Genomic DNA, 25,159 nt, shown 5'->3' on the forward strand with positions numbered 1-25,159 from the left:
TATATCAATTAACGTCTTGTTTTCTTATCATCATCAACATGCCCTTTGTACGTACGAGTTGGAGCAAATTCTCCTAACTTGTGACCTACCATATCTTCATTCACGAATACTGGAACATGCTTGCGTCCATCATATACTGCAATTGTGTGTCCAATGAAATCAGGGAAGATAGTTGAACGTCTAGACCAAGTTTTAATAACCTTCTTCTCGTTCTTCTCATTCATACCTTCGATTTTTTTCATTAAGTGATCATCTACGAATGGTCCCTTTTTAAGACTACGACCCATATTTGTACCTCCCTTCGCAATCGGCTATCGGCCACTTAGAAAGAACCGAAAGCCAAATGAATAATTATTTTTTACGACGACGTACAATGTACTTGTCAGATTGCTTATTCTTCTTACGAGTTTTGTACCCAAGAGTAGGTTTGCCCCAAGGAGACATTGGTGATTTACGTCCGATTGGTGCACGTCCTTCACCACCACCGTGTGGGTGATCAACAGGGTTCATTACAGATCCACGAACAGTTGGGCGGATACCCTTCCAACGATTACGTCCTGCTTTACCGATGTTAATTAACTCGTGATCTAGGTTACCAACTTGACCGATGGTTGCACGGCACTCTTTACGAATCATGCGCACTTCCCCAGATTTAAGACGGATGATAACCATCTCTCCATCACGACCTAGTAATTGTGCTTCTGATCCAGCTGCGCGTACTAATTGTCCACCTTTTCCTGGTTTCATTTCGATATTATGAATCGTTGTACCAACAGGAATGTTTTCAAGAGGCAAGGCGTTCCCTCTCTTGATATCTGCATTTGGTCCAGATTCGATAACATCTCCAACTTGTAAACCATGTGGGTGTAAGATATAACGCTTTTCACCATCTGCATAGTTAATTAGTGCGATATTAGCTGAACGGTTAGGATCATACTCGATTGTAGCAACGCGTCCAGGTATACCATCCTTATTACGCTTGAAATCGATAATACGGTATTTACGTTTGTGACCGCCACCTTGGTGACGAACAGTTAATTTACCTTGGTTATTACGTCCACCCTTGCTAGTTAATGGAGCTAAGAGTGATTTTTCCGGTTGATCTGTAGTAATTTCTTCGAATGTTGATACAGTCATACCACGGCGACCCGGTGTGGTCGGTTTATACTTCTTAATAGCCATTATTATTTCCTCCTTTCACCTAAATCTTATACACCTTCAAAGAAATCTAGAGGCTTGCTGTCAGCAGCTAGTTTTACGATGGCTTTCTTACGGCGAGCAGTAAAACCAGAATACTTACCAAAACGCTTAGGCTTCTTTCTAATGTTGATTGTATTTACACTTACTACATTCACATCAAAAATTTGCTCAATTGCCTTTTTGATCTCTGTTTTGTTTGTACGAACATCTACATCAAATACATATTTGTTATCAGCCATCATGTCTGTCGTACGTTCTGTAATGATAGGGCGCTTAATGATATCGCGTGGGTCCTTCATTATGCAAGCACCTCCTCTACCTTCGCTACAGCATCTTTCGTAATAATTAATTGATCATGCTTAAGCACGTCAAGAACATTAATACCTTCTGCGGTAACAAATTTTACTCCAGGAATATTACGAGTAGATAATGCTACATTATCATTGTAATCTCCTGTTACTACTAATGCTTTTCTTTCAACTTTTAGGTTAGATAGGATAGCCACCATTTCTTTTGTTTTCACTTGGTTTAATTCTAATCCTTCTAATACCTTAATTTCGTCGTTTAATACTTTTGATGACAAAGCAGATTTAATAGCTAAGCGACGAACTTTTTTAGGTAGCTTGTAAGCATAGCTACGAGGCGTCGGTCCGAACACGATTCCTCCACCAACATTGAGGGGAGCGAATAGAACCTTGACGAGCGCGACCTGTTCCTTTTTGTTTCCATGGTTTACGACCACCACCACGCACTTCAGAACGTCCTTTTGTATCGTGTGTTCCTTGACGTAAAGACGCTTGTTGCATCACGACTGCATCATGAAGAACATGTGGATTTGGTTCGATTCCAAATACTGACTCAGCTAATTCGATTTCTCCAACTGTTGAGCCACTCTGGTTAAATAATGCTACTTTAGGCATAGCGAATCCTCCTTTCCTGTTCCTTATTGAGTCTTAACAGATGATTTTACAGAAACGAAACTGTTTTTCGCACCTGGAATTGCACCTTTGATTAAGAGTAGATTGCGATCTGTATCTACTTTTACTACTTCAAGACGTTGGATTGTTACTTGCTCTCCACCCATACGACCTGGTAATGGTTTTCCTTTGAAAACACGAGCAGCATCTACAGCACCCATTGAACCAGGGCGACGGTGGTAACGAGAACCGTGTGACATTGGTCCGCGAGATTGTCCGTGGCGCTTAATGGAACCTGCAAATCCTTTTCCTTTTGTAGTACCTGTTACATCAACAAATTCTCCAGCAGCAAATAAGTCTGCTTTGACTTCTTGACCAACTTCATATCCGTTAAGTTCTACTCCACGGACTTCTTTTACGTAGCGCTTAGGCGCAGTGTTTGCTTTTTTGGCATGCCCTTGCTCAGGTTTGTTTGTACGTTGAACCTTTTTATCCGCATATCCGATTTGGATTGCTTCGTAGCCGTCAGTTTCAACAGTCTTCTTTTGAAGAACAACGTTAGAACCCACCTCTACTACAGTAACAGGAACAACAATACCGTTTTCCCCGAACACTTGTGTCATACCTAACTTTTTACCTAAGATTCCTTTGGTCATGAAAGTCACCTCCTATAAAATAATTGTTTTTTGCCATTTATCCATAAAATTGTTTTCTTCTATATAAATTAGAGCTTAATTTCGATATCTACGCCTGATGGTAAATCAAGTCTCATCAAAGCATCAACCGTTTGAGGCGTTGGATTCACAATATCGATTAAACGTTTGTGTGTTCTCATCTCGAATTGCTCACGAGAGTCTTTGTATTTGTGAACCGCACGTAGGATTGTGTAAACAGCCTTCTCCGTTGGTAACGGGATTGGACCAGATACATTAGCACCTGAACGCTTTGCTGTCTCAACAATTTTTTCTGCAGATTGGTCTAGGACTCTGTGATCATATGCCTTTAAACGGATACGAATCTTTTGCTTTGCCATAATAATTCCCTCCTTTTTCGCCTAATTTTCATAAATCAGACTTCTCCATGGAAATTTTCCGATCCCATGCCATGGCAAAGGGGCCTGGTGTATCGGTAACCTCCCATTTCATTGCAGCCAATGGCCAACAGACTATATTTTATCTAATTTAGCGTATAATTGCAAGTGATAAATATAGAAAGTTAAATAGGCACTAGAACATAATATACTATTTGAGCAGATTTTGCAAGCCAATCCTTGATTTAAAAAGAAAAGAAGCACTCATTTTCATGAGTACTTCCTTTTTCTATGTGTCGTTGTATAACTAGTATGATTAGTCAGCTAAGATTTTAGCTACTGCACCAGCACCAACTGTACGTCCACCTTCACGAATAGCGAAACGAGTTCCCTCTTCGATCGCGATTGGAGCGATAAGTTCAACTGTCATTTCGATGTTGTCCCCAGGCATAACCATTTCAACTCCCTCAGGAAGTTTGATGATTCCTGTTACGTCAGTTGTACGGAAGTAGAACTGTGGACGGTAGTTTGAGAAGAATGGAGTGTGACGTCCACCCTCTTCTTTACTTAATACGTAGATTTGGCAAGTAAAAGTTGTATGAGCTTTTACAGTACCTGGCTTGATTAGAACTTGACCACGTTGGATGTCTTCACGGTTAACTCCACGAAGAAGTGCACCAATGTTATCTCCAGCTTGAGCTTGGTCTAATAATTTACGGAACATTTCTACTCCAGTACACGTAGATTGTGCAGGCTCTTCAGTTAATCCTAAGATTTCGATAGGATCTCCAACTTTGATCACTCCACGCTCAACACGACCAGTAGCAACTGTACCACGACCAGTGATTGAGAATACGTCCTCAACTGGCATTAAGAAAGGTTTTTCAGTATCACGCTCTGGAGTTGGGATGTACTCATCAACTGCAGCCATTAATTCATGAATTCTTTGAGCCCACTCACCATTAGGATCTTCTAATGCTTTAAGAGCAGAACCTTTGATTACAGGAATGTCATCTCCAGGGAACTCATATTCAGATAATAGATCACGAACTTCCATTTCTACTAATTCTAGTAGCTCTTCGTCGTCTACCATGTCACATTTGTTTAAGAATACAACAATGTGAGGTACACCTACCTGACGAGATAAAAGGATGTGCTCACGAGTTTGTGGCATTGGACCGTCAGAAGCAGATACAACTAAGATCGCTCCGTCCATTTGAGCAGCACCAGTGATCATGTTTTTAACATAGTCAGCATGTCCTGGGCAGTCAACGTGTGCATAGTGACGGTTGTCAGTTTCATACTCAACGTGTGCAGTAGAGATTGTAATTCCACGCTCACGCTCTTCAGGAGCACCATCGATTTGATCGTATGCTCTTGCTTCTGCTTTACCTTGAGTTGCTAATACAGAAGTAATAGCAGCAGTTAAAGTTGTTTTACCGTGGTCAACGTGACCAATTGTTCCAATGTTAGCATGCGGCTTCGTACGTTCGAATTTAGCTTTAGCCATTATTCATTTCCTCCTTGAATATAAGAGAATTAATTTTTTTATTGATAAGTAAGGACCCTTTTTCCATATTTACATATATAAAAATGAATCCTTACTTAGCTTACAACATTCATGTACAAAAAACAATATATTGGAAACTAAGAACCTTGAGTTTGTTTGATAACCTCTTCAGTTACTGATTTAGGAGCTTCTTCGTAATGATCGAAGTGCATAGAGTAGTTACCACGCCCTTGAGTTCTAGAACGAAGAGAAGTAGCATATCCAAACATTTCTGAAAGTGGTACCATAGCACGGATAACTTGAGCATTACCACGCGCGTCCATACCTTCAATACGTCCACGTCTAGAGCTGACATCTCCCATAACGTCTCCCATATACTCTTCAGGTACAACAACCTCTACCTTCATGATTGGCTCTAGGAGTACAGGGTTACACTTGCCCTTAGCAGCTTTTAATGCCATAGATCCTGCAATTTTGAACGCCATTTCGTTAGAGTCAACATCATGGTAGCTTCCATCAACTAAAGTAGCTTTGATGTCAAGCACTGGGAATCCAGCTAACATACCATTTTGTAGTGACTCTTCGATCCCGTTTTGTACAGCTGGTACGTATTCACGAGGAACAACACCACCGACAATTTTGTTTTCGAAGATAAATCCTGTACCTGGCTCAAGTGGTGAGAATTCCACCCACACGTGACCATATTGTCCACGACCACCAGATTGACGTACAAATTTTCCTTCAACCTTCGCCGCTTGACGAATCGTTTCTTTGTAGGCAACCTGAGGTTTACCAACGTTGGCTTCTACTTTGAATTCACGACGTAAACGGTCAACAATGATGTCAAGGTGAAGCTCACCCATACCAGCAATTGTTGTTTGACCAGTTTCTTGGTCTGTTTCCGTACGGAATGTTGGATCTTCTTCAGCAAGCTTCGCTAAAGCTGTACCCATTTTTTCTTGGTCGGCCTTTGTTTTAGGCTCAATCGCAAGTTTAATTACTGGCTCTGGGAATTGCATAGATTCAAGGATAACAGGTTGTTTTTCATCACATAATGTGTCCCCTGTCGTCGTATCCTTAAGTCCAACCCCAGCTGCAATATCTCCAGCATATACAATTGAAATCTCTTCACGGCTGTTGGCATGCATCTGAAGGATACGTCCAACACGCTCACGTTTACCCTTTGTAGAGTTTAGAACGTAAGAACCAGAACTGATTGTTCCAGAGTATACGCGGAAGAATGTTAATTTACCAACATAAGGGTCCGTCATGATTTTGAACGCTAGAGCTGAGAATGGACCTTCATCGCTGGATTCACGAACCACTTCATCATCAGAATCAGGAAGAGTTCCTTTGATTGCTGGTACATCAATTGGAGATGGCAAGTAATCAATAACGGCATCTAGCATTAGCTGAACACCTTTATTCTTAAATGCAGAACCAACCAATACAGGGAAGAATTCAACGTTACAAGTTCCTTTACGGATTCCTGCTTTGATTTCTTCGACTGTTAATTCTTCTCCACCAAGGTATTTTTCCATCAGATCTTCATCTAACTCTGCTACCGCTTCAACTAATTTTTCACGGTATTCAGTCGCTAGATCCATATATTCTTCAGGAATTTCACGTTGCTCGATTTCTGTACCTAGGTCATTTCCGTAAAATGTAGCTTTCATTTCCACTAGATCGATGATTCCGTGGAACTGATCCTCTGCACCAATCGGAAGTTGAATAGGGTGTGCATTTGCTTGTAAACGATCATGGATCGTTTTTACAGAATATAAGAAATCGGCTCCTAATTTATCCATTTTGTTCACAAATACGACACGGGGTACACCGTACGTTGTTGCTTGACGCCAAACTGTTTCTGTTTGTGGTTCTACTCCAGATTGTGCATCAAGTACACCTACAGCGCCATCAAGGACACGTAGGGAACGTTCAACTTCTACAGTGAAGTCTACGTGACCAGGTGTATCGATAATGTTTACTCGGTGCCCTTTCCATTGAGCTGTTGTAGCAGCAGACGTGATCGTGATTCCACGCTCTTGCTCTTGCTCCATCCAGTCCATTTGAGAAGCACCTTCATGAGTTTCACCGATCTTGTGAATACGTCCTGTATAGTAAAGAATACGTTCAGTTGTTGTCGTTTTACCAGCATCAATGTGAGCCATGATACCAATATTACGAGTATTCTTCAAGGAGAACTCTCTAGCCATGGTCTTTCTCCTTCCTTTCAATCAAATATTTAGTCGATATAAGATTAGAATCCTACCAACGATAGTGAGCAAACGCTTTGTTCGCTTCTGCCATTTTGTGCATATCTTCGCGCTTCTTCACAGAAGCACCTGTGTTGTTAGAAGCATCAAGAATTTCAGCAGCTAAACGCTCTTCCATGGTTTTTTCACCACGAAGACGTGAGTAGTTTACTAACCAGCGTAAACCTAAAGTCGTTCTGCGATCAGGACGCACTTCAACTGGTACTTGATAGTTAGCTCCACCTACACGGCGCGCTCTTACTTCTAATACAGGCATAATATTCTTTAATGCTTGCTCAAACACTTCCATAGGGTCATTTCCTGTACGCTCTCTAATAATTTCAAAAGCATTGTATAGTAGTGTTTGTGCTACCCCTCTTTTACCATCAATCATAATGCGGTTGATAAGACGGGTCACTAATTTGCTATTATATACTGGATCAGGAAGAACATCACGGCGAGTTACCGGACCTTTACGAGGCATATGGTTCCCCTCCTTTTCTATAAAATAAATTCAATTGTCTTGCTTATTTCTTGGCTGGTTTCGGTCTCTTCGTACCGTATTTAGAACGAGCTTGCATACGGTTTTGTACACCGGCTGTATCTAAAGCACCACGAACAATGTGATAACGCACCCCTGGTAAGTCTTTTACACGTCCACCACGGATTAACACAACACTGTGTTCTTGTAGGTTATGTCCAATCCCTGGAATGTAAGCTGTTACCTCGATTTGGTTAGTTAAACGTACACGAGCATATTTACGAAGAGCCGAGTTCGGTTTCTTCGGTGTCATTGTACCAACACGAGTACATACTCCACGTTTTTGAGGTGAGCTTTGGTCTGTTTGTGCTTTCTTGAAGCTGTTATATCCCTTTTGTAAAGCAGGGGATGTTGACTTCTCAACCTTAGCTACACGACCTTTTCTTACTAACTGGTTAATTGTAGGCATTCCAAGCACCTCCTTCCTTCATTTCATGTTCACAGAGCCAGGTGGTTCTTTTTTGTACAAAAGTAATGTTTTTGTCCGAGCCTTTCGCCCAGACAAAAACATTTAGTTTACATTTTTAAAGCCACCGTCGCAGCTCCTACTTCAATCCCACAGGTCTTTCCTAGCTTCCGCTTAGAATCGACGTATGTTACGGGTATATTATTCTTGTGACAAATCTGAAGCACTGAGTTCACAATAGCAGGATCTGCATCCTTGGCAATAATGACTTCATCTGCTTCTCTTTGTTCAACAGATTTTATGGTTTGTTTTAAACCTACCCTACACAATGTCGCCTGTTTTACTTTTTCATAAGACATCTTTCATCCTCCAAAGTAGATAGGCATATAAGCACACTGAAACAGTTTACCATTGTGATTCACTGTTGTCAATAACCTTAAAATTAATTTACACAGTTTCTACTATCTTTACTCAGCAGCTACAGGAGCCTCTATTTTTACATCCTCATGCTCCATCATGTCGTCTTCCACAGTATGAAGCAATCGCACGTTTCGATAACGACTCATTCCCGTACCAGCAGGAATCAGTTTTCCGATAATAACATTCTCTTTTAATCCAAGAAGTTCATCTCGTTTACCCTTGATTGCAGCATCTGTTAGGACACGAGTTGTTTCCTGGAAGGATGCAGCGGACAAGAAGGAATCCGTTTCAAGTGAGGCTTTAGTGATACCGAGCAACACTGGACGGGCAGTTGCTGGAATTCCACCGTCAAGTAAGACTCCACGATTCGCTTCTTCGTATTCATGCATATCAATAAATGAACCTGGCAATAGTGCTGTGTTGCCATTATCGATGATACGGATTTTACGAAGCATTTGACGAACCATAACCTCCACGTGTTTGTCGCCGATTTCTACCCCTTGCATACGATATACCTTTTGAACTTCTTTTAGGATATAATCTTGAACTCCACGAACTCCGCGGATTTTCAGCAATTCTTTCGGATCAATAGAACCTTCTGTTAGCTCTTGCCCTGCTTCAACTTGATCCCCTACAGCTACACGTAGTCTTGAACCATATGGTACAGGGTAATTACGAGATTCTACTTCACCTTGAATAACAATCTCTCTGCGGTCTTTAATTTCATTAATTTCAGACACAACACCCTCTAGCTCAGAGATCACCGCTTGCCCCTTAGGATTTCTCGCTTCAAACAACTCTTGAATACGCGGTAAACCTTGAGTGATATCATCTCCAGCAACCCCTCCTGTATGGAAGGTACGCATCGTTAACTGAGTTCCAGGCTCACCAATGGATTGAGCTGCAATAATTCCTACAGCTTCTCCAATCTCTACTTGATGACCAGTAGCTAGATTACGTCCATAACACTTCTGACATGCACCATGACGTGTTCGGCAAGTGAATACACTGCGGATGCGAATGGTTTCTGGACCTACTTCAACGATTCTCGTAGCGATATCTTCCGTGATTTCTTCGTTAGGACGAACTAAGATTTCACCTGTTTCCTTATGACGAACCGTTTCATATGCCGTTCTACCTACAAGGCGATCGTAAAGATCTTCAATAACCTCTCGCCCTTCTTTAATAGCACTTACCTCTAGGCCTCTATCTGTTCCACAGTCATTTTCACGGATAATAACATCCTGCGCTACGTCAACCAGACGTCGAGTCAGGTATCCTGAGTCCGCTGTTTTCAGTGCTGTATCGGCAAGACCTTTACGCGCACCATGAGTAGAGATAAAGTATTCTAGAACCGTTAATCCCTCACGGAAACTTGATTTGATTGGTAGCTCAATAATACGTCCAGATGGGTTTGCCATTAGACCACGCATACCTGCAAGCTGGGTAAAGTTAGATGCATTACCACGCGCTCCAGAATGCTGCATCATGAAGATTGGGTTAAATGGATCTAACGTCTTCATAAGCTTTTCTTGAATGACGTCTTTGGCTTTACTCCAAATCGAAATCACTCGGTCATAACGCTCATCATCCGTAATCAGACCTCGACGGAATTGGCGGACAACGACCTCGACTTCTTTTTCTGCCTGCTCTAAGATTTCTTTCTTTTCTGCAAGAACCACAATATCAGCAACTCCAACTGTAATTCCTGCTTTTGTAGAGTAAGAGAAACCTAAATCCTTCATGCGGTCAAGCATCTTAGAAGTTTCACTGATCGCGAATCTCTTAAAGCATTCAGCAATGACATCTCCTAGGAATCCTTTTTTGAATGGAGAAAGGACCTCTAGAGCTTGAATTCTCTCTTTCACATTCGCTCCCTTGTCATAGATAAAGTACTTTTCTGGAGTAGCGTCCTCTAGATTTTCCTTTGTCGGTTCATTGATATAAGGGAATGTTTCGGGCAGAATTTCGTTGAATATAACTTTACCCACTGTTGTCATTAACAGTGCTTTTTCCTGCTCTGGTGTAAATGATTTTTTATTTAAAGAAGAAGCTTTTATAGCAATTCTTGTGTGTAAATGAACATATCCATTCTGATAAGCTGATATGGCTTCAGCCGGGTCATTGAAGACACTTCCTTCTCCAACATGATTTCCCTTTTCCATGGTAATGTAATAGTTCCCTAATACCATATCCTGTGAAGGTGTAACGACTGGCTTACCATCCTTAGGATTCAGAATGTTTTGTGCTGCTAGCATTAGGATTCTTGCTTCTGCTTGAGCTTCAGCTGATAACGGAACGTGAACAGCCATTTGGTCACCATCGAAGTCAGCATTATAAGCTGTACATACGAGTGGGTGAAGCTTGATCGCTCTTCCCTCAACAAGAGTCGCTCAAAGGCCTGAATTCCTAATCTGTGTAGTGTAGGAGCACGGTTTAACAGTACAGGGTGCTCTCTGATTACATCTTCTAAGACATCCCATACCTCTGGATTTACGCGTTCTACTTTGCGCTTCGCACTCTTAATATTGTGTGCAATCCCTTTTTGAACGAGTTCTTTCATCACAAAAGGCTTAAATAGCTCTAAAGCCATCTCTTTTGGTAGTCCACATTGATACATTTTCAAATGAGGACCTACTACGATTACAGAACGACCAGAATAGTCAACACGCTTTCCAAGTAGGTTCTGACGGAAACGACCTTGCTTTCCTTTAAGCATATGGCTTAATGATTTTAGAGGTCGGTTTCCTGGTCCTGTAACAGGACGTCCTCGACGACCATTATCAATTAAGGCATCCACAGCTTCTTGCAGCATACGTTTCTCATTCTGAACAATAATTTCTGGAGCTCCTAAATCTAATAATCTTTTCAAGCGATTGTTTCGGTTAATCACTCGACGATATAAATCATTAAGATCTGATGTCGCAAAACGACCACCATCCAATTGTACCATTGGGCGCAACTCAGGTGGGATCACCGGAAGTACATCAAGAATCATCCAAGAAGGCTCATTCCCTGAGTGACGGAATGCTTCTAGTACCTCAAGTCTTTTGATCGCTCTGTTACGTCTTTGACCTTGAGCTGTTTTTAGTTCTTCTTTTAATTGATCTACTTCTTTGGATGGGTCTAAATCAAGCAATAATGCTTTAATTGCCTCTGCACCCATTCCAGCCTTGAAAGTAGCACCGTATTTTTCACGATAGCTACGGTATTCTTTTTCCGACAGAAGCTGTTTTTTATCCAGCGGGGTTTCACCTGGGTCAACCACTACATAGGAAGCAAAATAGATCACTTCCTCTAGCGACCTCGGACTCATGTCTAAAGCCAATCCCATACGGCTAGGGATTCCTTTGAAGTACCAGATGTGTGAAACTGGGGCAGCAAGTTCAATGTGCCCCATTCTTTCACGCCTTACTTTTGCACGAGTTACCTCTACTCCGCATCGATCACAGACAACTCCCTTGTATCGAACGCGCTTATACTTTCCGCAATGACATTCCCAGTCTTTTGTTGGTCCAAATATTTTCTCACAAAAGAGACCTTCTTTTTCTGGGCGTAATGTACGGTAGTTAATTGTTTCTGGCTTCTTAACTTCTCCACGTGACCAAGAGCGGATCTTGTTCGGTGACGCTAATCCAATCTGCATGTACTCAAAATTATTGACATCTATCAAGGAGCATACCTCCCATTTATATTCACATTCAGCTTATTCATTCGCTTCTTCAAGTTCTAAGTTAAGATTCAGCTTTTCGCTTGATTGTTCTTCTTCGTCGTCGATTTCCTTCATCTCAATTTCTTCTTCATCTAAAGAAAGAATTTTGACATCCATACCCAAGCTTTGTAGTTCTTTAATTAATACTTTGAACGATTCAGGCACGCCAGGCTCTGGTACATTTTCGCCTTTAACGATTGCCTCGTAGGTTTTCACACGACCTACCACATCATCCGATTTTACTGTCAGAATTTCTTGAAGCGTATAAGCAGCACCATAAGCTTCGAGTGCCCATACCTCCATCTCTCCAAAACGTTGTCCACCGAACTGAGCTTTTCCTCCTAGTGGTTGCTGTGTTACAAGAGAGTACGGTCCAGTTGAACGAGCATGAATCTTATCATCAACCATGTGCGCTAGTTTGATCATATACATGATTCCAACGGATACACGATTATCGAATTTTTCACCTGTTCTACCGTCATATAATACGGTCTTTCCGTCTGGGTCCATTCCTGCTTCTTTTAATGTTTCCCAGATATCTTCTTCACGCGCTCCATCAAATACAGGAGAAGCCATGTGCTGGCCTAAACGTAAACCAGCCATCCCAAGATGTAATTCAAGTACCTGTCCGATGTTCATACGCGAAGGTACTCCCAGTGGATTTAACATGACATCCAAAGGCGTTCCATCTGGTAGGTGAGGCATATCTTCTTCAGGCATAATTCTGGCAATAACCCCTTTGTTTCCGTGGCGTCCTGCCATCTTATCCCCTTCTGAAATCTTTCTCTTTTGAGCGATATAGACACGAACGAGTTGATTCACTCCCGGAGGAAGCTCATCTCCATTAGCTCTCGTAAAGACCTTAACATCAAGAATAATCCCTGATCCACCATGCGGCACTCTAAGAGAGGTATCGCGTACTTCTCTCGCTTTTTCTCCGAAAATTGCGTGTAGCAAGCGCTCTTCTGCCGTTAACTCTGTAACCCCTTTCGGCGTTACTTTCCCCACTAGAATATCGCCATCATTAATCTCGGCTCCGATACGAATAATTCCTCGCTCATCAAGGTTACGTAGTGCATCTTCCCCGACATTCGGAATATCACGAGTAATCTCTTCTGGTCCTAGCTTCGTGTCACGCGCTTCAGACTCGTACTCTTCGATATGAATCGACGTATATACATCGTCTTTCACAAGACGCTCACTTAAGATAATCGCATCCTCAAAGTTATAGCCTTCCCAAGTCATGAAACCAACTAATACATTCTGTCCTAGGGCCATTTCTCCTATTTCCATGGACGGACCATCTGCTAAGATTTCGCCTTTTTCAATGACATCACCATGACGGACAATCGGTCTTTGGTTATAGGAAGTCCCTTGATTGGAGCGTTGGTACTTCAGCATTCTATATTTATCTAAGTTCCCTTTTACTTCTTTCCCATCAACGTTCTCTACTCTTCTAACCCATATCTCCTTGGCTGTAACTCTCTCAACCACACCTGCATGCTTAGCAACTACAGCTGCTCCAGAGTCCTTCGCTGCTTTGTACTCCATTCCCGTTCCTACAATCGGAGATCTTGGAATCAGTAATGGAACAGCTTGACGCTGCATGTTCGCTCCCATGAGCGCTCGGTTAGAGTCATCGTTCTCAAGGAACGGAATACAAGCTGTTGCTACAGATACAACCTGCTTCGGTGATACGTCCATATAGTCCACTCGGTCACGAGGAACCGTAACGATTTCATCCTTGGCTTTGTTATAACGAGCAATGATCTCATTATCAATGAAGTTTCCTTCTTCATCTAACAAGGCATTCGCCTGAGCAATGACATAGTTATCTTCTTCATCAGCCGTCAAATAGTCGATCTGAGAGGTGACTCGATTGGTTTCAGGATCTACCTTACGATAAGGAGTTTCGATAAATCCATACTCATTAATCCGAGCATAGGTAGATAAAGAGTTAATCAGACCAATGTTCGGTCCCTCAGGCGTTTCAATCGGACACATTCTACCATAGTGCGAATGGTGAACGTCACGGACTTCGAACCCTGCACGCTCACGTGTTAAACCACCTGGCCCTAAAGCAGAAAGACGGCGCTTATGAGTTAGCTCAGCCAACGGGTTGGTTTGGTCCATGAACTGTGACAATTGCGAGCTTCCAAAAAACTCTTTGATCGAAGCGATGACAGGTCGAATATTAATCAACGCCTGTGGTGTAATGGCATTCGCATCTTGAATAGACATTCTTTCACGAACAACGCGTTCCATACGGGATAAACCAATTCTGAACTGGTTCTGGAGTAACTCACCCACGGATCTTAAACGACGGTTTCCAAGATGATCGATATCATCTGTACTGCCGATGCCATGTAATAAATTAATAAAATAATTAATAGAGGCAATAATATCTGCAGGAGTTATATTTTTGACCTTTTTATCAATGCGTCCATTGGCGATAAGCTTAACAACTTCTCCACTTTCATTCTCAACTGGTGAAAATACATCAATAGTCTGAATCTCAACATCACCTTCAATGACTCCACCAACTGTATGAACGTTTTTAAAGCCTACCCCATTTTCTAGGTAAGGAAGAATCTTATCTAGTAAACGTCTGTCGATAAGCGCTCCTGCCTCAGCCACAATCTCACCGGTTTCAGCATCAATAAGTGTTTCAGCGATCTTCTGGTTAAATAGACGATTTTTGATATGTAGCTTCTTGTTGATTTTGTAGCGTCCAACATTGGCAAGGTCATAACGTTTTGGATCAAAAAACCTTGATTCAAGTAGACTCTTTGCATTTTCAATCGTTGGCGGCTCACCTGGACGTAGTCTCTCGTAAATCTCAATGAGTGCCTTTTCGGTTGAATCTGTATTGTCCTTCTCTAACGTATTGCGAATATAGAAATCTTCTCCTAGAAGATTAATAATTTCTTGATCTGTTCCAAATCCTAAGGCTCTAAGCAAAACGGTCACCGGCAATTTACGTGTGCGATCAATTCGAACGTAAATGACATCCTTTGCATCCGTTTCTAGCTCTAACCAAGCTCCACGGTTTGGAATAACTGTGGCAGTAAAGCCTACCTTACCATTTTTGTCAATTTTCCTACTATAATAAACACTAGGTGAGCGAACAAGCTGACTCACGATAACACGTTCTGCACCGTTAATAACAAAGGTGCCTGTGTCTGTCATAAGCGGGAAATCACCCATAAAAACTTCTTGCTCTTTGACTTCGCCTGTTTCCTTGTTAATTAAACGCACCTTTACCCTTAGTGGTGCAGCAAAAGTCACGTCTCTTTCTTTGGATTCTTCAACTGAGTATTTAGGTTCACCTAAACTGTAATCAATAAATTCAAGCACCAAGTTCCCCGTAAAATCTTGAATTGGTGAAATTTCTTGAAACATTTCACGCAATCCTTCGTCTAGAAACCACTGGTAAGATGACTTTTGAATTTCAATTAAGTTTGGTAGTTCTAATACCTCCTTAATCCTGGCGTAACTTCTTCTTTTGCGGTATCGTCCATACTGAACAAGTTGAGCTGTCAACTGTTTCACCCCTCGTACCTGAGTAATATATCCAAATGCAAAAAAGAAAAATGGGTTCAAATAAACCACATTTTTTTAATAAAATTGAACAAAACATCCTATTATTGTAGAGTTTCCATATATTATGTAGATTATACATCTACCTCCCAAGAATTACTCTTGACAAATATGCTACTCTTTGATCTATATGAAAAAACTATGTTGGCATTTTATAAGATTAACACAAATATAAGCAGCAGTCAATATTTTAGATTATGAACCTTTTATCGCTCGTATAATCCTATATCCTTTCTTTTTGGCGACTTCTTCTACAGTGTCAAATAAGGTTTCCAGTTTTTTTACCGCAGAATCCAGACCTTGCTTTTTTTGAATCACAATCCACAATTCTCCGCTTTTTTGAAGATGACGATGACTCTGTTCAAACAACTCATGAACCACTTTTTTACCTGCTCGAATGGGTGGATTAGAAACAATCACATCATAATCAACTTCATTGATTGCACCGAGGAGATCACTTTCAATAATCCTGATGTTCTGAACTCCGTTTAGGGCAGCATTTCGTTCGGCCAAAGCAAGAGCTCGTTGATTTACATCTAGAAGGGTACATTGAAGACCCGGTTCTGCTCGGGCTAAAGTAATTCCAATCGGTCCATAGCCACATCCTACATCGATCAGTTTCTGTTTTCCTACAAGATCAACAGTTTCAATCAATAATTGACTTCCAAAATCAATCTGACTCTTGGAAAAAACACCTCTGTCTGTGTCGAACTTCATGTTTAGTTTTCTAAGCTCAACTTCTATTCTCTGTTCCTCACTCTCTACTAGAGGCTTGGAAGAATAGTAATGCTCTGACATGGTTACATCACTCCTTTACTTCAGTCATCTTTATCATACCCAAAGAGAATTGAAGTAAAAAAATGAAATGATAAGATGGGAAAACCCGCTGTTCTCACAGCGGGTAATCTCTTCGATCCATCAAAAACTACTTAACGTCTACGTTAGCGCCAGCTTCTTCAAGCTTAGCTTTGATTGTTTCAGCTTCTTCTTTAGAAACTTTCTCTTTAAGAGGCTTTGGAGCTTCGTCAACAAGAGCTTTCGCTTCTTTTAATCCTAATCCAGTTACTTCACGAACCACTTTGATTACGTTGATTTTAGAAGCACCAGCGCTAGTTAAGATTACATCAAACTCAGTTTGCTCTTCAGCAGCAGCAGCTCCAGCTCCACCAACAACAGCAACAGGTGCTGCAGCAGTTACTCCAAACTCTTCTTCGATTGCTTTTACTAAGTCATTTAACTCAAGTACTGTCATTTCTTTTATTGCTTCAATGATTTGTTCTTTTGACATTTTATTTTCCTCCTAATAGTTGTAATTTAATTATTAATTGCCTTCTTTTTGGTCAGCAACAGCTTTTGTAGCAAGTGCAAAGTTACGGATAGGTGCTTGTAACACGCTAAGTACCATAGATAACAATCCTTCACGAGAAGGTAGATCTGCAAGAGCTTTGATCTCTGTTACATCCACTACTTTACCTTCAACGATCCCTGCTTTAATTTCAAGTGCTTCGTTCTTCTTGGCAAAATCAGCTAAGATTTTGGCAGGAGCAACGACATCCTCAGAACTAAATGCAATCGCTGTAGGACCTACTAAATACTGGTCTAGATCCGTCATTTCTGTTTCTTGAGTAGCACGTCTAGCTAAAGTGTTTTTGTATACTTTAAACTCTACGCCAGAGTCACGTAATTGTTTACGCAATTCAGTTACTTGTCCAACATCTAGTCCACGATAGTCTACTAATACGGTACTTTTGCTTTCGCGTAATTTCGTAGCAATCGTCGAAACCGTTTGTTGTTTTTCCTCACGTACGCTCATATTTACACCTCCTAGTAAAATCTCACATACCGACTGCCTTGGCCTTAAATAATAAAAGCCTTTATCTGTGTAGACAGATAAAGGCTTTAACTTCCAATACAAATGAAACTTGCTTTGGATTATTATAAAAACCTCGGAAGGATATTAAGCATGAGAGCACCTTCTGTCTACGGTATGACTATTCATTTTTACGACAAGATAAATATTATCACTTTTCAAATAGAAAAGTCAAGTAATTCTTATCTTCCACCAGTAAATTTAGCAGCATTTACTTTTACCCCAGGTCCCATAGTAGAGCTGATGGATACGTTACGTACGTAAGTACCTTTCGCCGCAGCTGGTTTCACCTTGATAAGAGTTTCAATGATCGTTTTGAAGTTGTCAGCAAGTTTATCATTTTCAAATGATACTTTACCAATTGGCACATGGATGTTCCCTTGCTTATCAACACGATATTCGATCTTACCTGCTTTGATTTCTTTTACTGCTTTTCCTACTTCAAAAGTAACTGTTCCTGTTTTAGGGTTTGGCATTAAACCTTTTGGTCCTAAGACACGTCCAAGTTTACCAACTTGAGCCATCATATCAGGAGTAGCAACAACAACATCAAACTCGAACCAGCCTTTGCTGATTTTGTTGACTAAGTCTTCATCTCCTACATAATCTGCTCCTGCAGCTTCAGCTTCCTTCGCTTTTTCACCCTTAGCAAATACAAGAACTCTTTGTGTTTTACCTGTACCGTGTGGCAAAACAACTGCTCCACGGATTTGTTGGTCAGCTTTCTTAGGATCTACTCCTAAACGAGCTGCTACCTCTACAGTTTCATCGAACTTAGCAGTAGCTGTTTTTTTCACTAATTCAATTGCATCTTGTACTTCATAAGCTGTTTCACGGTTTACAAGTTTCGCAGCTTCTTGATATTTTTTACCTTTTTTAGCCATTATAAGTTCCTCCTTTGTGGTTTTAACGGTTGATCCTCCCACACATATGAAAGGTTAGAGTAAGCTTACCCTAACCCCTGTTCATTATTAGTCTTCAATAATGATTCCCATACTACGAGCAGTACCTTCGACCATACGCATTGCTGACTCTACGTTAGCAGCGTTAAGATCAGGCATTTTTTCTTCAGCGATTTGACGTACTTTATCACGTTTCACTGTAGCAACCTTTTTCTTGTTTGGCTCTCCAGAACCAGACTCGATACCAGCTGCTTTCTTCAACAATACTGCTGCTGGTGGGGTTTTTGTGATGAAAGTAAATGAACGATCTTCATAAACTGTAATTTCTACAGGAATGATTAAACCTGCTTTATCAGCTGTAATCGCATTAAATTCTTTACAGAAACCCATGATATTAATACCGGCTTGACCTAATGCAGGACCAACTGGTGGAGCTGGATTTGCTTTAGCAGCTGGAATTTGTAGTTTCACGATTTTGATAACCTTCTTTGCCACGCGACACACCTCCTTAGTCCGTGATGTGGTTGACGGGTTTATACCCTCCCACTCATCCAATGTCCATTATTCTCTATGAATAAGGTTTCCCTCTACAGTCATTTGCGTGAGGTTTCAAACATATTAAAGTTATCATAAATCACGATAACTTTCAAATCTTTTTTTATTTTTTTCTTACAATCATGACGCATCTGCTATACTTTTTCAACTTTACCAAAATCAAGCTCTAGCGGAGTCTCACGTCCAAACATATTGACGCGCACTTTCACCTTCTGCTTGTCCTCTTGAATTTCTTCAATTGTTCCAATAAAGTTAGCAAATGGACCTTCTTTTACCTTCACATTTTCATGCAAGGTAAAGTCAACCTTGATTTTCGGTTCTTCGACACCCATTTGCTTCAGTAACACAGACACTTCCTCAGGCAATAGGGGAGTTGGTTTTGATCCGCCGCCATATGAACCAATAAAACCAGTAACCCCAGGCGTATTACGAACAACGTACCATGAGTCGTCGGTCATAATCATTTCGACTAAAACATAGCCGGGGAATTTCTTTTTCATAACAGTTTTCTTTTTTCCATCTTTGATCTCAGTTTCTTCTTCCTGAGGAACCATGACACGGAAAATCTTGTCTGTCATTTTCATCGATTCAACGCGCATCTCTAAATTGGTTTTCACTTTGTTTTCATACCCTGAATATGTATGAACAACATACCATCTTTTTTCCATCATATATAGGACAGGTTGTCCCTTCCCCCCTCAGGCTTATTTCGATAACACCATGCGCAATAGCTCTGAGATACCCCAGTCAGTGATCGTAAAGAAAATTGCTATAAAGATAACTGTTGATAAAACAACAATTGTATAGCTTGTCAACTCCTTACGGTTGGGCCAACGCACCTTTTTTAGCTCTTGCCAACCATCCTTGAAGAAGTTAGCAGAATTTCTAAAGCCATTGCCAATCTTCGATAAGAATCCCACAACGCCACCTCCACGAATTCCATGAATTCCATTTATTCACCTAAACAAACAACCCTCTTAAGCGTTTATTTTGTTTCGCGATGTAGTGTATGAGTGTTGCAGAATTTACAATGCTTTTTCATTTCAATACGCTCAGTGTTGGTACGCTTATTTTTTTCAGTAATATAGTTACGTTGTTTACACTCAGTGCAAGCTAGTGTTACGTTTACTCTCATATCTGGCCACCCCCTCTTAGTTGATTCTATATCCCCATCCGTTGTTATTCACTCTAGAAATAGAAGATAATAAAAAAACTATGCAAAAATCGCACGGCTACTCACATACTCTATCATAGATTAAAATAGCTGTCAATTCCTGCAACCAAGGGAAGCTTATTCGTTATTATTTCCTCAATGCTAGAAATAAATACCTTTCGATTCCATGAATAAAGGTTGTTGAAAAAGTGATCTCTTCCCCCATAAGAGCATCTCTTTTTCAACAACCTTCATACTTAAATGCTAATTTCTCGCACTTCTAGATACCGTTCCAGCTTTCGTTTCACTCGTTGCAGAGCGTTATCAATGGATTTAACATGTCGATCTAGGTCAACAGCAATCTCCTGATAAGAGCGACCATCTAGATAGAGCATTAATACCTGCCGTTCTAATTCACTTAGAATTTCACCCATTTTATCCTCAATATCATCAAACTCTTCTTGATTAATGATCAACTCTTCTGGATCTGTGACCCGATTTCCGCATATCACATCGAGTAGCGTACGGTCAGATTCTTCATCATAGATCGGCTTGTCCAGTGATACATAGGAGTTTAAAGGTATGTGCTTCTGCCTTGTAGCCGTCTTGATTGCTGTGATAATTTGTCTTGTGATGCACAGCTCTGCAAAAGCTTTAAAAGAAGATAACTTGTCCTCTCTAAAATCACGAATAGATTTATATAGCCCAATCATACCTTCTTGGACAATATCCTCACGGTCAGCCCCGATCAAAAAATAGGACCTTGCTTTCGCTCGAACAAAGTTTTTGTACTTGTTAATGAGGTATTCAAGTGCTTCCAAATCTCCTGCCTTGACTAATACTACAACTTCTTCATCCGGTAAATTTTCTAAATCTTGACGATGTGCCATATGGAAATCTAAACTCACCCTCATCCCTCCGAACTAGCCCACTTCATTACGTAAGGTTATTATACATGAAGTATAAAAAATCCGTCAACAAAGGGTTTATTTACCTCTTCGCCACTTTTCAAACATTTCCGAGATCTCAGGACTCAATGGAAATTTGGTTTTTGGCTTTTCCTGGTAGTTTTCTTTCAATGTGTTTTTAATGTTTTTATCTAAACTATTAAGCTCGATGATGAGCTCTCTCGCCGATTTTCTAAGCGCCCCTTGTCCAAAAACAACCCATTGCTCTGTATGATCTGAAGTTGCGACATAGATTCTACGCTGGACCCTTCTTAATTCCCCGACAAGCTTCTCAATATATTCATCGGCTGTTTCATTTTCTTTTGTATAGATCACATCGATTTTTTTTGTTTTATATTTCTTTCCAATTCCAGGAACCCGATGGGCGTCAAAGATAAGATACACCTTCGTGCCTGTAAAACCTTGGTACTCCGCTAATTTCTCAACAAGCCAATCTCGTGACTTTTCCAAGTCATCCTCTTCAATTAATTTTAGGTTTTGTGATGCTCCTATAATGTTATATCCATCCACAATGAGTACTTCTTCCAAAACCTAACCCCCTACTGCAAAGGGTTTCTTCGACGATACACTTCATACATGAGAATGGACGCCGCCACGGAAGCATTCAGCGAGGTGACATTGCCTAAAAGAGGTAATTTCACTGTAAAATCACACTTCTCTAAGATCAATCTGCCGATTCCCTTTCCCTCACTCCCAATCACAAGACCAAGGGGTAGTTGAAAGTTCGCTTGACGATAATCCTCTTTCGCTTTAGCATCTGTTCCCGCGATCCACACCCCTCGCTCCTTGAGCTCCTCGATGGTCTGCGCCAAATTGGTGACTCTGGCTACAGGAACATATTGCACCGCTCCCGCAGATGCTTTAGCCACCGTTGCCGTCAAACCTACCGCCCGTCTCTTTGGAATAATGACTCCATGAGCTCCTGCGGCATCTGCTGTTCGTAGAATGGAGCCCAGATTATGAGGGTCTTCTATTTCATCTAAAATTAAGAAGAAGGGGTCCTCGTTTTTTTGTGCGGCTCTTTCAAATAAACTGTCTAAATCAGCATATTCATAGGCTGCGATCGAGCTAAGACACCTTGATGTGAAACACCATCCGCCAGTTGATCCAGCTTTCTTTTAGGAACAAATTGTACGATAATCCCCTCTTCTTTGGCAAGTTGTAGAACTTCCTTCATGGAACCTCGCTGGGATTGCTCTGATACCCAAATCTTATTAATCGGATGCTTGGCTCTCAGCGCTTCTAGTATGGGATTCTTCCCTGCAATCCATTCATCATTCATTGATCTCCCTCGTTTCCTTCTATGATTTGAAACCCTTTATGTACAATGTCATCTAATCTTTCTGTCTGCTCGTCCAAATAGAGAAAACCAATGAGGCTCTCAAAAGCCGTCCCCATACGATAGATCGTTACATCCGTATTTTTGGGTACAGTAGCGCTTTTGGCATTGCGGCCTCTTTTCACAATTTCTAGCTCTTGCTCCAGCAAGTAGTCTTCGTCCATCAAGGCATATAATATCTTGGCTTGCGCTTTAGCTGAAACATACTTTGTTGCGGCTATATGCAGAAGATGCGGTTTTGTCCCACCTTTAGAGAGAAGGTGCCTCCGAACATAAATTTCGAAGACAGCATCCCCCATATAGGCTAATGCTAACCCATTATATTGATAAGGAGCTTGAGGTAGTTTTTCCTTATGAATCATTGAAACCCTCACTTTCTGCGCCAACGTACCCCTTGAGGCGTATCTTCTAGTAAAATCCCTTTCTCTGTCAAAAGATCACGAATCTGATCTGCCTTGGCAAAGTCTCTCGATTTTCTAGCCGCATTCCTTTCTTCTATCAGTTGATCGATTTCAGCATCTAACAAGTCGTTTTCTTCCTTCAAGCTTAAACCTATAATGTTCGCTAGTTTGGCAAGAGTCTCTGTATATAGATTAATATTTCCTTTTATGACCTCTTCATTACGCAAATATGTGTTGATTTCACGCGCCAGCTCGAACAGAATACTGATCGCTGCTGCTGTATTAAAATCGTCATCCATTGTTTCAATAAATTTTTTCTCCCACTCTTGCACACTTTTAGTCACTTCATGACTTGCTTCCCCCGAACAGGAAGTCTGATCACGGTGAATAAGGCTGGCATATACCGTTTTCAAACGTTCAAATCCCGTTTTTGCTTGATCTAATAATTCATCACTATAATTTAACACACTACGGTATTGTCCGCTAAGCATAAAAAAGCGAACTATTTGTGGATCATGAATACTTAGTACGTCGTTAATACGCACAAAATTCCCCACCGATTTAGACATTTTTTGATTGTTTATATTAAGCATGGCATTGTGCATCCAGTACTTAGCCAAAGGCTTCTCGGTTAAACCTTCTGTTTGCGCAATTTCATTCTCGTGATGCGGGAAGCTTAGATCAAGTCCCCCACCATGGATATCAATAGTATCACCTAAATATTTTTTGATCATGGCTGAGCACTCTATGTGCCAACCAGGCGCCCAGCTCCCCAAGGGCTTTCCCAAAATATCTCACCTGGCTTGCTGCTTTTCCACAGGGCAAAATCCAACGGAGATTCTTTCTTCTCCCCTACTTCGATTCTTACTCCCTCTAATAGTTCATCTACCTTCTGATGGGATAGCTTACCATATTCGGAGAATTGTCTTGTTCGGAAATAAACATCTCCTCCTGATTCATACGCCAAGCCTTTTTCAATCAGTTGTTTAATAAATTCTATAATCTCGGTCATGTTCTCGGTCACTCGAGGGTGGATATCCGCCTCTCGAACTCCAAGCTTTCCTACGTTTTCGTGATACGAGTTAATAAACATTTCCGATACTTCCTGAGCCGTTTTTCCCATTTCGACCCCTGCTTGAATAATGCGATCATCCACATCCGTAAAGTTTTGTACATACTTTACTTCGTAACCTCGAAACTCTAAGTATTTACGCACCGTATCAAAAAAAATCGCAGGTCTTGCATTTCCAATGTGAATATGATTATATACTGTCGGTCCGCATACATACATTTTTACTTTCCCCTTTTCAAGGGGAATAAACTCTTCTTTCTCACGAGTAAGAGTATTATATATTTTTATTGACATACTCCTTCGTTCCCTCCTTTAATTCTTTGATCTCCTGACGCAATTCCTCTAGCTCTTCTTGCATTTTACGCATCGATTCAGCAATCGGGTCAATTAAATTAGCATGATCCATATCATGACTGATTTTTTGTCCATCTTGAATAACAACCTTCGCCGGAATCCCCACAGCGGTAGAATTGGGAGGAACTTCTCGTAAGACCACCGATCCTGCCCCGATTCTCGAATTTTCCCCTATGGTGAAGGAGCCCAACACCTTTGCCCCCGAAGCAATAAGAACATTATCTTCAACTGTTGGATGTCTTTTCCCCTTTTCTTTTCCCGTTCCACCAAGTGTAACTCCTTGAAAAATGGTCACATTATCCCCTATTTCACAGGTTTCCCCGATCACCACACCCATTCCATGATCAATAAATAAGCCTTTGCCTATTTTAGCACCAGGATGGATTTCAATCCCTGTAATAAAACGACTAACCTGAGAGATAAAGCGTGCTAAGAAGTAGAATTTTCGTTTATACAAGCCATGAGCCAATCGATGAAACCAGATTGCATGAAGACCTGAATAGGTGAGAATAACTTCAAATACACTTCTTGCCGCAGGATCTCTCTCAAATACAACCTGTATATCTCTTTTTAATGCCTCCCACATTCTAACATCCCTCTCCTCTTGTCTCATCTGAACACCAAAAAACCGCCTCGTGCCAATAGGCACAGAGACGGTTATCCCGCGGTTCCACTCTGTTTGGAAGGAGTGCTTTAGACATTCCCTTCCCTCTTTACTAAAAGATAACGGCTTTTACCGGCATAAGCCTACTTTCTTCATTTCGGCTATGCACTCAGAGGGGCATTCCCAAATTTCCCTTGTAAGCTTCTCACACCCACCTGCGAACAGGAGGAAGCTCTCTCTGGACAAAGTAATAACTTGGTACTCATCCTCTTCAATGCTTTTACATATTATTTATTTCATATTGTACTCTTTTGTGACAGGATAAGCAAAGCAATTTTCGCACCATCTAC

23 protein-coding genes, 4 pseudogenes and 2 other annotated features are annotated in these 25,159 nt (G+C 41.0%); all 27 genes and pseudogenes read right to left on the minus strand.

The genetic code is table 11. The annotated features are described in order from the left end of the window. Nucleotides 1-8: 8 nt before the first annotated feature. Complete coding sequence (gene rpsS, locus JCM10596_RS16600) at nucleotides 9-287, minus strand: 30S ribosomal protein S19 (protein ID WP_025028103.1); 279 nt, start codon at nucleotides 285-287, stop codon at nucleotides 9-11. Nucleotides 288-351: 64 nt separating this feature from the next. Then, a complete protein-coding gene (gene rplB / locus JCM10596_RS16605; protein ID WP_025028104.1) occupies nucleotides 352-1,182 on the minus strand; it encodes a 50S ribosomal protein L2 in 831 nt (276 codons plus the stop codon). Between the two features lie 26 nt (nucleotides 1,183-1,208). Beyond that, nucleotides 1,209-1,499, minus strand: coding sequence for a 50S ribosomal protein L23 (gene rplW / locus JCM10596_RS16610; RefSeq protein ID WP_025028105.1), 291 nt, complete (start codon nucleotides 1,497-1,499; stop codon nucleotides 1,209-1,211). Then, nucleotides 1,499-2,120: pseudogene (rplD, locus tag JCM10596_RS26055) on the minus strand (50S ribosomal protein L4). The gene rplW and the pseudogene rplD overlap by 1 nt, the downstream one beginning before the upstream one ends. A 23-nt stretch (nucleotides 2,121-2,143) precedes the next feature. After that, nucleotides 2,144-2,773 carry a 50S ribosomal protein L3 gene (rplC, locus tag JCM10596_RS16620; protein WP_025028106.1) on the minus strand — a complete coding sequence of 210 codons (630 nt, stop codon included), beginning with the start codon at nucleotides 2,771-2,773 and terminating at the stop codon, nucleotides 2,144-2,146. Between the two features lie 68 nt (nucleotides 2,774-2,841). Then, entirely contained in the window at nucleotides 2,842-3,150 is a 309-nt protein-coding gene (gene rpsJ / locus JCM10596_RS16625; RefSeq protein ID WP_025028107.1) for a 30S ribosomal protein S10, read from the minus strand. Between the two features lie 313 nt (nucleotides 3,151-3,463). Then, entirely contained in the window at nucleotides 3,464-4,657 is a 1,194-nt protein-coding gene (tuf, locus tag JCM10596_RS16630) for an elongation factor Tu (protein ID WP_025028108.1), read from the minus strand. Nucleotides 4,658-4,794: 137 nt separating this feature from the next. Next, nucleotides 4,795-6,873 (minus strand): elongation factor G, encoded by a 2,079-nt coding sequence (fusA, locus tag JCM10596_RS16635; RefSeq protein ID WP_025028109.1) that lies wholly within the window; start codon nucleotides 6,871-6,873, stop codon nucleotides 4,795-4,797. A 52-nt stretch (nucleotides 6,874-6,925) separates the two neighbouring features. Then, entirely contained in the window at nucleotides 6,926-7,396 is a 471-nt protein-coding gene (gene rpsG / locus JCM10596_RS16640) for a 30S ribosomal protein S7 (RefSeq protein WP_025028110.1), read from the minus strand. Nucleotides 7,397-7,439: 43 nt separating this feature from the next. Beyond that, a complete protein-coding gene (rpsL, locus tag JCM10596_RS16645) occupies nucleotides 7,440-7,862 on the minus strand; it encodes a 30S ribosomal protein S12 (protein WP_025028111.1) in 423 nt (140 codons plus the stop codon). 107 nt (nucleotides 7,863-7,969) lie between these two features. Further along, complete coding sequence (locus JCM10596_RS16650) at nucleotides 7,970-8,218, minus strand: 50S ribosomal protein L7ae-like protein (protein ID WP_025028112.1); 249 nt, start codon at nucleotides 8,216-8,218, stop codon at nucleotides 7,970-7,972. 108 nt (nucleotides 8,219-8,326) lie between these two features. Continuing rightward, nucleotides 8,327-11,952, minus strand: a pseudogene (rpoC, locus tag JCM10596_RS26060) (DNA-directed RNA polymerase subunit beta'). A gap of 33 nt (nucleotides 11,953-11,985) precedes the next feature. Continuing rightward, nucleotides 11,986-15,534, minus strand: a complete 3,549-nt coding sequence (gene rpoB / locus JCM10596_RS16660; RefSeq protein WP_025028113.1) for a DNA-directed RNA polymerase subunit beta — start codon at nucleotides 15,532-15,534, stop codon at nucleotides 11,986-11,988. Between the two features lie 252 nt (nucleotides 15,535-15,786). Beyond that, the gene (locus tag JCM10596_RS16665) at nucleotides 15,787-16,389 is read right to left on the minus strand and encodes a class I SAM-dependent methyltransferase (protein WP_025028114.1); all 603 of its coding nucleotides are present in this window, start codon (nucleotides 16,387-16,389) and stop codon (nucleotides 15,787-15,789) included. A gap of 127 nt (nucleotides 16,390-16,516) precedes the next feature. Continuing rightward, the gene (rplL, locus tag JCM10596_RS16670) at nucleotides 16,517-16,879 is read right to left on the minus strand and encodes a 50S ribosomal protein L7/L12 (protein WP_025028115.1); all 363 of its coding nucleotides are present in this window, start codon (nucleotides 16,877-16,879) and stop codon (nucleotides 16,517-16,519) included. A 33-nt stretch (nucleotides 16,880-16,912) separates the two neighbouring features. Further along, a complete protein-coding gene (rplJ, locus tag JCM10596_RS16675; protein ID WP_025028116.1) occupies nucleotides 16,913-17,404 on the minus strand; it encodes a 50S ribosomal protein L10 in 492 nt (163 codons plus the stop codon). A gap of 42 nt (nucleotides 17,405-17,446) precedes the next feature. Next, nucleotides 17,447-17,595, minus strand: a sequence feature (ribosomal protein L10 leader region). A gap of 48 nt (nucleotides 17,596-17,643) precedes the next feature. Further along, nucleotides 17,644-18,345 carry a 50S ribosomal protein L1 gene (gene rplA, locus JCM10596_RS16680; RefSeq protein ID WP_025028117.1) on the minus strand — a complete coding sequence of 234 codons (702 nt, stop codon included), beginning with the start codon at nucleotides 18,343-18,345 and terminating at the stop codon, nucleotides 17,644-17,646. A gap of 87 nt (nucleotides 18,346-18,432) precedes the next feature. Continuing rightward, complete coding sequence (gene rplK / locus JCM10596_RS16685) at nucleotides 18,433-18,858, minus strand: 50S ribosomal protein L11 (protein WP_025028118.1); 426 nt, start codon at nucleotides 18,856-18,858, stop codon at nucleotides 18,433-18,435. A 194-nt stretch (nucleotides 18,859-19,052) separates the two neighbouring features. After that, nucleotides 19,053-19,586: a transcription termination/antitermination protein NusG gene (gene nusG, locus JCM10596_RS16690; RefSeq protein ID WP_025028119.1), complete on the minus strand. Its 534-nt coding sequence runs from the start codon at nucleotides 19,584-19,586 to the stop codon at nucleotides 19,053-19,055. A gap of 36 nt (nucleotides 19,587-19,622) precedes the next feature. Further along, the gene (gene secE / locus JCM10596_RS16695; protein WP_025028120.1) at nucleotides 19,623-19,838 is read right to left on the minus strand and encodes a preprotein translocase subunit SecE; all 216 of its coding nucleotides are present in this window, start codon (nucleotides 19,836-19,838) and stop codon (nucleotides 19,623-19,625) included. Nucleotides 19,839-19,903: 65 nt separating this feature from the next. Then, nucleotides 19,904-20,053, minus strand: coding sequence for a 50S ribosomal protein L33 (rpmG, locus tag JCM10596_RS28865; protein ID WP_081792083.1), 150 nt, complete (start codon nucleotides 20,051-20,053; stop codon nucleotides 19,904-19,906). Nucleotides 20,054-20,328: 275 nt separating this feature from the next. Next, nucleotides 20,329-20,961 (minus strand): RNA polymerase sporulation sigma factor SigH, encoded by a 633-nt coding sequence (sigH, locus tag JCM10596_RS16700; RefSeq protein WP_034681579.1) that lies wholly within the window; start codon nucleotides 20,959-20,961, stop codon nucleotides 20,329-20,331. Between the two features lie 96 nt (nucleotides 20,962-21,057). Further along, nucleotides 21,058-21,567: an NYN domain-containing protein gene (locus tag JCM10596_RS16705; RefSeq protein WP_025028122.1), complete on the minus strand. Its 510-nt coding sequence runs from the start codon at nucleotides 21,565-21,567 to the stop codon at nucleotides 21,058-21,060. Between the two features lie 11 nt (nucleotides 21,568-21,578). Next, nucleotides 21,579-22,321 (minus strand): annotated as a pseudogene (rlmB, locus tag JCM10596_RS26065) (23S rRNA (guanosine(2251)-2'-O)-methyltransferase RlmB). Further along, nucleotides 22,318-22,740, minus strand: coding sequence for a Mini-ribonuclease 3 (locus JCM10596_RS16715; RefSeq protein ID WP_025028123.1), 423 nt, complete (start codon nucleotides 22,738-22,740; stop codon nucleotides 22,318-22,320). Before JCM10596_RS16715 ends, rlmB begins: the two are co-directional and overlap by 4 nt. An 8-nt stretch (nucleotides 22,741-22,748) precedes the next feature. Further along, a pseudogene (gene cysS, locus JCM10596_RS26070) lies at nucleotides 22,749-24,145 on the minus strand (cysteine--tRNA ligase). After that, the gene (gene epsC / locus JCM10596_RS16725; protein ID WP_267879709.1) at nucleotides 24,126-24,818 is read right to left on the minus strand and encodes a serine O-acetyltransferase EpsC; all 693 of its coding nucleotides are present in this window, start codon (nucleotides 24,816-24,818) and stop codon (nucleotides 24,126-24,128) included. Before epsC ends, cysS begins: the two are co-directional and overlap by 20 nt. A 33-nt stretch (nucleotides 24,819-24,851) precedes the next feature. Continuing rightward, nucleotides 24,852-25,093 (minus strand) — a binding site (T-box leader). Nucleotides 25,094-25,159 lie beyond the last annotated feature (66 nt).

Source organism: Caldalkalibacillus mannanilyticus JCM 10596, from assembly GCF_000615945.1.
In the GTDB taxonomy this organism is placed as follows: domain Bacteria; phylum Bacillota; class Bacilli; order Caldalkalibacillales; family JCM-10596; genus Bacillus_AT; species Bacillus_AT mannanilyticus.

Bases quoted from the DNA above. Each gene is read 5' to 3' on its own strand.
- rpsS (WP_025028103.1), bottom strand. From the start codon at position 287: ATGGGTCGTAGTCTTAAAAAGGGACCATTCGTAGATGATCACTTAATG.
- rplB (WP_025028104.1), bottom strand. From the start codon at position 1,182: ATGGCTATTAAGAAGTATAAACCGACCACACCGGGTCGCCGTGGTATG.
- rplW (WP_025028105.1), bottom strand. From the start codon at position 1,499: ATGAAGGACCCACGCGATATCATTAAGCGCCCTATCATTACAGAACGT.
- rplC (WP_025028106.1), bottom strand. From the start codon at position 2,773: ATGACCAAAGGAATCTTAGGTAAAAAGTTAGGTATGACACAAGTGTTC.
- rpsJ (WP_025028107.1), bottom strand. From the start codon at position 3,150: ATGGCAAAGCAAAAGATTCGTATCCGTTTAAAGGCATATGATCACAGA.
- tuf (WP_025028108.1), bottom strand. From the start codon at position 4,657: ATGGCTAAAGCTAAATTCGAACGTACGAAGCCGCATGCTAACATTGGA.
- fusA (WP_025028109.1), bottom strand. From the start codon at position 6,873: ATGGCTAGAGAGTTCTCCTTGAAGAATACTCGTAATATTGGTATCATG.
- rpsG (WP_025028110.1), bottom strand. From the start codon at position 7,396: ATGCCTCGTAAAGGTCCGGTAACTCGCCGTGATGTTCTTCCTGATCCA.
- rpsL (WP_025028111.1), bottom strand. From the start codon at position 7,862: ATGCCTACAATTAACCAGTTAGTAAGAAAAGGTCGTGTAGCTAAGGTT.
- JCM10596_RS16650 (WP_025028112.1), bottom strand. From the start codon at position 8,218: ATGTCTTATGAAAAAGTAAAACAGGCGACATTGTGTAGGGTAGGTTTA.
- JCM10596_RS16665 (WP_025028114.1), bottom strand. From the start codon at position 16,389: ATGTCAGAGCATTACTATTCTTCCAAGCCTCTAGTAGAGAGTGAGGAA.
- rplL (WP_025028115.1), bottom strand. From the start codon at position 16,879: ATGTCAAAAGAACAAATCATTGAAGCAATAAAAGAAATGACAGTACTT.
- rplJ (WP_025028116.1), bottom strand. From the start codon at position 17,404: ATGAGCGTACGTGAGGAAAAACAACAAACGGTTTCGACGATTGCTACG.
- rplA (WP_025028117.1), bottom strand. From the start codon at position 18,345: ATGGCTAAAAAAGGTAAAAAATATCAAGAAGCTGCGAAACTTGTAAAC.
- nusG (WP_025028119.1), bottom strand. From the start codon at position 19,586: ATGGAAAAAAGATGGTATGTTGTTCATACATATTCAGGGTATGAAAAC.
- rpmG (WP_081792083.1), bottom strand. From the start codon at position 20,053: ATGAGAGTAAACGTAACACTAGCTTGCACTGAGTGTAAACAACGTAAC.
- sigH (WP_034681579.1), bottom strand. From the start codon at position 20,961: ATGGCACATCGTCAAGATTTAGAAAATTTACCGGATGAAGAAGTTGTA.
- JCM10596_RS16715 (WP_025028123.1), bottom strand. From the start codon at position 22,740: ATGATTCATAAGGAAAAACTACCTCAAGCTCCTTATCAATATAATGGG.
- epsC (WP_267879709.1), bottom strand. From the start codon at position 24,818: ATGAGACAAGAGGAGAGGGATGTTAGAATGTGGGAGGCATTAAAAAGA.